The sequence below is a fragment of the Azospirillum rugosum genome (assembly GCF_017876155.1).
GTDB lineage: Bacteria > Pseudomonadota > Alphaproteobacteria > Azospirillales > Azospirillaceae > Azospirillum > Azospirillum rugosum.
This window is the reverse complement of sequence record NZ_JAGINP010000053.1, coordinates 1-7949: the sequence shown is the minus strand read 5'-3', so window position 1 is coordinate 7949 and position 7949 is coordinate 1. Positions and strand designations below refer to the sequence as shown.

The window sequence follows — 7949 nt, the reverse complement described above, 5'->3', positions numbered from 1 at the left end:
CCGGTGATCGGCGCGGTGGCCGGGCCGACCTGCTCGCCCGACAGCTCGTCGCGGCCGCCGTTGATGGCGTAGAGCAGGGTCTTGGCGAGGTTGGCACGGGCGCCGAAGAACTGCATCTGCTTGCCGATGCGCATGGCCGAGACGCAGCAGGCGATGCCGTAGTCGTCGCCCCAGTAGGGGCGCATCAGGTCGTCGCTCTCGTACTGCACCGAGCAGGTCTTGATGGAGGTTTCCGCGCAGAAAGCCTTGAAGCCCTCCGGCAGCTGCTCCGACCACAGCACGGTCAGGTTCGGTTCCGGTGCGGGGCCGAGGTTGTTCAGCGTGTTGAGGATGCGGAAGCTGTTCTTGGTGACCAGCGTGCGGCCGTCCAAAGCCATGCCGCCGACGCACTCCGTCACCCAGGTCGGGTCGCCGGAGAACAGCTGGTCGTATTCCGGCGTGCGCAGGAAGCGCACCAGACGCAGCTTCATCACGAACTGGTCGATCAGGGCCTGGGCCTCGACCTCGCAGATGCGGTGCTCGCGCAGGTCGCGTTCGATGTAGATGTCGAGGAAACTGGAGGTGCGGCCGAGCGACATGGCGGCGCCGTTGGCCTCCTTCACCGCGGCGAGGTAGCCGAGGTAGGTCCACTGCACCGCTTCCTGCGCGGTGGCGGCGGCGCGGCTGACGTCGAAGCCGTAGGACTTGGCCATAGCGACCAGCTCCTTCAGCGCCCGGATCTGCTCCGAGATCTCCTCGCGCAGGCGCAGGGCGTTCTCGTCCAGCCGGTCAAGCTCCAGGCTCTTCAGCTGGGCCTTCTTGTCCTCGATCAGGAAATCGACACCGTAGAGCGCGACGCGGCGGTAGTCGCCGATGATGCGGCCGCGCCCATAGGCGTCCGGCAGGCCGGTGATGACGCCCGACTTGCGGCACTTCAGCGCCTCTTCCGAATAGACGTCGAAGACGCCGTCGTTGTGCGTCTTGCGGAGATTCGGGAAGACCTCCTCAAGCGCCGGCGGCACCGGGAAATCGTAGGCCTCCAGGCTGTTCTTGACCATGCGCCAGCCGCCGAAGGGCATGACGGCGCGCTTCAGCGGCTTGTCCGTCTGGAGGCCGGCGATCAGCTCCAGGTCCTTGTCGATGTAGCCCGGCGCGTGGGCGGTGATGGAGGAGAACACCTCGCTGGACACGTCCAGCACGCCACCCTTGGCCGCGCGCTCCGCCTTCAGCAGCTCGGTGACCTTGGCCCACAGCAGCTTGGTGCCGCCGGTCGGCCCGGCGAGGAAGGCGCTGTCGCCCTCGTAGGGGCGCACGTTCTTCAGGATGAAGTCGCGGACGTTCACCGCCGTCTGCCAGTCCCCACCGGCAAAGCCGCGCCAGGGAAGCAAAGTCTCCTCCTGCGCCGAGCGTGCGACCAGCTGATCCGCCAACAAGGTGTCCATGGTGTGTTCCTCAGGTGAAGGCCCGGCGCGGAGCGTCGCCGCGGGCCGGACCCGGTGGCCGAGCGCCGGTCTTGAAACCGCCGGGCTGGACCTGTCTTGTAGTTTTGCTACATACACCCGTGGACTTGGGCCGGCAAGGCAGAGACGGGTATCAATACTTGGTGTTATCGAGTGAAACTGCGACACGGCGTCGCAGGAGCGAAAATGGCCGACAATAGAGACCGCGGATTTGCTGGTGTCGCGGCGGGAGGTCTCAGACTTGGCATGTAGTTTCGCTATACGTGCCATGTTTTGCAGCGCTGCGGAACCGAAGCAGGGCCTTAAGCGCTGATACCAAACGAAAAAAGGGCACCGCCGGGCGGCGATGCCCGGTGGTGCCCCGAACCTGTATTCCGCCCTTGATGGGGACGGTTTACATCACCGCGCCCATCTGCCAGGGCGTGAACTCGTCGGCGCCGACGCCAAGCAGTTCGCTCTTGCTCTTCTGGCCCGACGCGGTGTCGAGGATCAGCTGGAAGATCGCCCGGCCGATCTCCTCGATCGTCGCGTCGCCGGTGGCGATCGGGCCGCAGTCGATGTCCATGTCGTCGGTCATCTTGCGGTAGAGCGGCGTGTTGGTCGCCAGCTTCAGCGACGGCGTCGGCTTGCTGCCGAAGACGGAGCCGCGGCCGGTGGTGAAGCACAGCACGTTGGCGCCGCCCGCCACCTGGCCGGTCGCCGACACCGGGTCGTAGCCCGGCGTGTCCATGAACACCAGGCCCGGGCCGACGATCGGCTCGGCGTAGCGCACCACGTCCACGAGGTTCGTCGTGCCGGCCTTGGCAACCGCACCCAGCGATTTCTCCAGGATGGTGGTCAGGCCGCCCTTCTTGTTGCCGGGCGACGGGTTGTTGTTCATCTCGCCGCCGGTGCGGCTGGTGTAGTCCTCCCACCAGCGGATGCGCTCGACCAGCTTCTCGCCGACCTCGCGGCTGACCGCGCGGCGGGTCAGCAGATGCTCCGCCCCGTAGACCTCCGGCGTCTCGCTCAGCACGGCCGTGCCGCCGTTGCGGACCAGCAGGTCGACCGCGTAGCCCAGCGCCGGGTTGGCGGTGATGCCCGAGTAGCCGTCGGAGCCGCCGCATTGCAGCGCCAGCGTCAGGTGGCTCGCCGGCACCGTCTGGCGGTGCACCTCGTTGGCCTTCGGCAGCAGCGCCTTGATCCGCTCCACGCCCGCGCGCACCGCCGAGGCGGTGCCGCCCAGGTCCTGGATGCTCATGGTGTGCAGCGTCTCGCTGGGGTCGAGCTTCTCCGCCTCGACCAGCCGGTCGATCTGGTTCACCTCGCAGCCGAGGCCGAGGATGATCACCGCGGCGAAGTTCGGGTGGCGGGCGTAGCCGGCGATGGTCCGGCGCAGCGCGTCGATGGCCTCCCCCTGGGCGCCCATGCCGCAGCCGTAGCCGTGCGCCAGCGCCACCACCCCGTCGACGTTGGGGTAGGCGTCCAGCGCGTCGCCGCGGAACTTGTCGGCGATCAGCCGGGCCGCGGTGGCCGAGCAGTTCACCGAGGTCAGCACGCCGATGTAGTTGCGCGTCGCCACGCGGCCGTCCGGGCGCAAGATGCCCTGGAAGGTGGCGCGCTCGGCCTCCGGAATGATGGCGGTCGGGTGGGCGTCGGCGCTGAAGGCGTAGTCGCGCTCGAAGCTGTCGCCCATGCCCGTGTTGTGCACATGGACATGGTCGCCGGGCTCGATCGGCTGGGTGGCGAAGCCGATGACCTGGTTGTACTTGCGCACCGGCTCGCCGACCGCGATGGCCCGCACCGCGACCTTGTGGCCGGAGGGGATCGCGGCGCGGGTCGCGATGTCGGTCCCCGTATCAACATCTGGCAGCGGCGTGCCCGGCAGCAGATCGACGCCGGCGACGACGACGTTGTCCGCGGGGTGCAGGCGGATGGTCAGCGAGGCCATGGAGATGTTCCTTTTCCCGTAAGTTCCCTCTCCCCCCTGGGGAGAGGGTTAGGGTGAGGGGGCGCCCGAAGGGCGTCCACGCGCTGCAATGAGCCGGCGTTTCCGGCCTGCGGCCGCCCCCTCATCCCAACCCTTCTCCCGCTCTCGGCGGCCAAAGGCCGCCTGTCGCCGACAGCGCCCGCAAGCGGGCGCGAAAGGCCAGGGGGGAGAAGGGCTCCTATCAGAGCTTGTAGGCCTTCTTGACGAGGTTGTAGGTGAGGTCGACGGCCAACTCGGCGGCCTCGTCCTCCTCCAGCCGGTGCTCGGCGACCAGGCGGGCCAGGAAGGCGCAGTCGACGCGGCGGGCGACGTCGTGGCGGGCCGGGATCGAGCAGAAGGCGCGCGTGTCGTCGTTGAAGCCGACCGTGTTGTAGAAGCCGGCCGTCTCCGTGATCATCTCGCGGTAGCGGCGCATGCCCTCGGGGCTGTCGTGGAACCACCAGGCCGGGCCGACGCGCAGCGCCGGGTAGTGGCCGGCCAGCGGCGCCAGTTCGCGGGCGTAGCTCGTCTCGTCCAGCGTGAACAGAATGATGGTCAGGTCGCGCTCGTTGCCGACGCGGTCCAGCAGCGGCTTCAGCGCCCGGACATAGTCGGTGCGGGTCGGGATGTCGGCGCCCTTGTCGCGGCCGAACCGCTCGAACACCACCGGGTTGTGGTTGCGGAAGCTGCCCGGATGGATCTGCATGGTCAGCCCGTCTTCCAGGCTCATCTTGGCCATCTCGGTCAGCATCTGGCCGCGGAACAGCTCGGCCTCCGCCGCCGTCACGGTGCCGCGCAGGGCCTTGTCGAACAGCGCAGACGCCTCCGCGGTGGAGAGATCGGCGGTGACGGCGGTGGGGTGGCCGTGGTCGGTGGAGGTGGCGCCGCCGACCTCCTTGAAATACTGGCGGCGGTTGCGCAGGGCGTTCAGGTAGCCGGCCCAGGTCGTGGTGTTCTCACCGGCGAGCGCGCCGAGCGTCTCCACGTTGGCCTGGAAGCCCTCGAACTCCGGATCGACGACCGGGTCGGGGCGGAAGGCGGTGATGACGCAGCCGTCCCAGCCGCTCTCGCGGATCGCGCGGTGGTGCTCCAGCGTGTCGAGCGGCGACTCGGTGGTGGCCAGCAGCTCGATGTTGAAGCGCTTGAACAGGGCGCGCGGGCGGAATTCCGGGCTCTGCAGGCAGGCGTCGATCTGGTCGTAGATGCGGTCGGCGCTGGCCGGGCTCAGCCGCTCGGTGACGCCGAAGACCGTCTCGAAGGCGTGGTCCAGCCACATGCGGGTCGGCGTGCCGCGGAACAGGTGCCAATGCTGGGCGAGCAGGCGCCAGATCTTCCGGCTGTCGGTCTCCACCGCACCGCCGTCGGCGCGCGGCACGCCCAGGCTCTCCAGCGGGACGCCCTGGCTGTAGAGCATGCGGAAGGCGTAATGGTCGGGCTTCACGAACAGCGCGGCCGGATCCGGGAAGGCCTCGTCCTTGGCGAACCAGGACGGGTCGGTGTGGCCGTGCGGGCTGACGATGGGCAGGTTGCTCACCGCCGCGTACAGCCGGCGCGCGATGTCGCGTTGCGCGGGGTCGCTCGGGAACAGACGGTCGGGGTGGAGCATCATGCTTCTCCGGTAAGGAATTCGGGTGAGGGCCGGCGTCCGAAGGGGATGGCCAAGGGGATGTGAAGGAGCCGTTGAGCCCGTCCAGGCCCTGCATCCCGGGAATATATTAATATATCAGTTCCCGTTGCAAGTGGAATCAAGGCTCCCGGCGCATTTCCTTCAGTATGGGGTTTTCAAGGCCATCCGCAACCTCCATTGTTTTGGTAGCGAACGGGTGCGTGGTCAGACGCTGCGGCTGTCGTGCGCGGCGAAATCGACGGGCCGGGGGCAATAGCCGTCGGAGAACAGCGGCGAGGAGACCACCATGTCCGCGGTCGCCTCGTTGCAGGCCATGGGGATGTTGTAGAGCGTGGCGAGGCGGGTCAGCGCCTTGACGTCCACGTCGTGCGGCTGGGCGGTCATCGGATCGACGAAGAAGACCAGCAGGTCGATCCGCCCCTCCGCGATCATGGCGCCGATCTGCTGGTCGCCGCCGAGCGGACCGCTCTTCAGCGAGGTGACGTCGAGGCTGGGGTGGGCCTCCCGGACCAGCCGCCCGGTCGTGCCGGTGGCCCAGAAGAGGTGGCCGTCCAGCGCCGCGATGTTGGCCCCGATCCAGGCGATCAGGTCGCGCTTGCGGGCGTCATGGGCGACGAGGGCGATGCGTTTGCAGTCCACGGCGGTGGTCTTTCCAGGGAAGAGTCGGTGGTGCGCTTGCGCAATCATACTGATATATCAGTGGAGAGCGCAATGGAGATCGCAAGACGGGGTGTGCCGTCTTTTAAGGCGTTTGACCGCCGCCGAGCGGGCTCGGTATAGTGAATCGGCATTTTTTCTGGCGGAGCGGGTGTTGAAGAAGGCAGCGCAGAGCACGGCGGTTCCGGCAGCAATTCCGGGAAGCCCGGTGGCGGAGCCCGTTGCGGAGCGGAATCCGGCCCCCGCCGCTCCGACGCGGTCCCGGCGGCGTGCGACCGCGGCGACCGCGCGCCCGGTCCAGCGCGGCACGACGGTGGCTGCGACCATTTACCGCGACCTGCGCAACGAGATCGTCTCCCTGCGCCGCAAGCCCGGCGAGCCCATCGCCGAGAAGCTGATCGCCCAGGATTACGGCGTCAGCCGGACCCCGGTGCGGGAGGCCGTGCTGCGGCTGGCCGACGAGGGGCTGATCGAGATCTTCCCGCAGTCCGGCACCTTCGTCGCCCGCATCCCGCTGGGCGCCCTGCCGGAGGCCATCGCCATCCGCAAGGCGCTGGAGGAGGCGACCGTCCGCTACGCCGCGCAGCGCGCCACCCGCAGCCAGGTCGCCAAGCTGCGCGCCAACCTGGAACTCCAGCGGGAGCTGGAGGCGGCCGGCGACTTCAACGGCTTCCACCAGGCGGATGAGTCCTTCCACGCGCTGATCGCCGAGACGGCGGGCTATCCCGGCTTCTGGGCGCTGACCCAGCAGGTGAAGGTGCAGGTGGACCGTTTCCGGCTGCTGACCCTGCCGGTGCTCGGCCGCGTGCCGGCGGTGATCGCCGAGCACACCACCATCGTGGAGGCCATCGCCAACCACGACCCGGACGCCGCGGCGAAGGCGCTGGACGTGCACCTGGACTATCTCCAGGTCACCATCTCCGACGCGCAGAAGGCCAACCCGCTGTACTTCACCGCCCCCCTGGACGACAAGGCGCCGGCCTGATCCCTCCGTGCTCCTCCTGGCCGAGGGCATGCGCGCACTGACCAATGGGCAATGGAAGCCTGGGACGCCCTGATATATCAGGTGGTCCGCACCTTTCGTCGTGCATGCACAGAAGAGCCAGGAGAACGCGATGCAGTCGCTCTATCGGGCCGACCCGGCCCGCTATGATCGCATGAGCTACCGCCGGAGCGGGCGGAGCGGGCTCGACCTGCCGGCCATTTCGCTGGGGCTCTGGCAGAATTTCGGCGGCGCCGATGTGTTCGAGACCGGCCGCGCCGTGCTGCGCCGGGCCTTCGACCGCGGCGTCACCCATTTCGACCTTGCCAACAACTACGGCCCGCCGCCGGGCTCGGCGGAAGAGAATTTCGGCCGCATCCTGGCGACCGACTTCAAGGCCCACCGGGACGAGATCGTCGTGTCGACCAAGGCCGGCTACGACATGTGGCCCGGTCCCTATGGCAGCTGGGGCTCCCGCAAGTACCTGACCGCCAGCCTGGACCAGAGCCTCAAGCGCATGGGCCTGGACTATGTGGACATCTTCTACTCGCACCGCGTCGACCCGCGCACCCCGCTGGAGGAGACCATGGGCGCGCTCGACCGCGCGGTGCGGCAGGGCAAGGCGCTGTACGTCGGCATCTCCTCCTACTCGCCGGAGATGACGCGGCGGGCGGCGGCGATTTTGAAGGGCCTCGGCACGCCCTGCCTGATCCACCAGCCCTCCTACTCCATGCTGAACCGCTGGGTGGAGGGCGGGCTGCTCGACACACTGGAGGACCTGGGGATCGGCTGCATCGCCTTCTCGCCGCTGGCGCAGGGGATGCTGACCAACAAATACCTGGGCGACAAGCCGGCCGACGCCCGTGCCGCCAAGGGCGGGAGCCTGCGGGCGCATTTCCTGTCGCCGGAGAACCTGGAGCGGGTGCGCGCGCTGAACGCCATCGCCGAGCGGCGCGGCCAGACCCTGGCCCAGATGGCCATCGCCTGGGTGCTGCGCGACCCGCGCGTGACCTCCGCCCTGATCGGCGCCCGTAACGTGGAGCAGTTGGACAACTCGCTCGACGCGCTGCAGAACACCGCCTTCTCGCCGGAGGAACTGGCGGAGATCGACCGCCACGCCGTGGACGGCGACATCAACCTGTGGCGGAACTCGTCGGTCGCGGAAGCGGGGTGATCCAACAAAAAGCCCCTCTCCCTTGAGGAGGGTTTTGCGCAATTGCCGAACGTCCGCAGTTGTGATTCCCTTCCTGGGATCTCGGGATGGGGGCGGGCATGCGGGTTCGGGTGTGCGGTCAG

At 68.3% G+C, this 7949-nt stretch carries 6 protein-coding genes; 2 read left to right on the top strand and 4 right to left on the bottom strand.

The features are described from left to right. The 4 genes from J2851_RS35310 to J2851_RS35295 form a co-directional block, all read right to left on the bottom strand. Positions 1–1421, bottom strand: a 1421-nt coding sequence (locus tag J2851_RS35310) for a pyruvate formate lyase family protein (protein ID WP_281416143.1), incomplete at its 3' end; no start/stop codon positions are given. 412 nt (positions 1422–1833) lie between these two features. Continuing rightward, positions 1834–3369: a UxaA family hydrolase gene (locus J2851_RS35305; RefSeq protein ID WP_209774030.1), complete on the bottom strand. Its 1536-nt coding sequence runs from the start codon at positions 3367–3369 to the stop codon at positions 1834–1836. 220 nt (positions 3370–3589) lie between these two features. After that, positions 3590–4996 carry a glucuronate isomerase gene (uxaC, locus tag J2851_RS35300; RefSeq protein WP_246501146.1) on the bottom strand — a complete coding sequence of 469 codons (1407 nt, stop codon included), beginning with the start codon at positions 4994–4996 and terminating at the stop codon, positions 3590–3592. Positions 4997–5218: 222 nt separating this feature from the next. Beyond that, the gene (locus J2851_RS35295) at positions 5219–5653 is read right to left on the bottom strand and encodes a methylglyoxal synthase (protein ID WP_307421084.1); all 435 of its coding nucleotides are present in this window, start codon (positions 5651–5653) and stop codon (positions 5219–5221) included. A gap of 226 nt (positions 5654–5879) precedes the next feature. Here J2851_RS35295 and J2851_RS35290 point away from each other — a divergent pair, with 226 nt between their 5' ends. Both J2851_RS35290 and mgrA read left to right on the top strand, forming a co-directional pair. Further along, positions 5880–6656 carry a GntR family transcriptional regulator gene (locus J2851_RS35290; protein WP_209774032.1) on the top strand — a complete coding sequence of 259 codons (777 nt, stop codon included), beginning with the start codon at positions 5880–5882 and terminating at the stop codon, positions 6654–6656. A 130-nt stretch (positions 6657–6786) separates the two neighbouring features. Then, entirely contained in the window at positions 6787–7827 is a 1041-nt protein-coding gene (gene mgrA / locus J2851_RS35285; protein WP_209774027.1) for an L-glyceraldehyde 3-phosphate reductase, read from the top strand. The last annotated feature ends 122 nt before the right edge of the window (positions 7828–7949 follow it).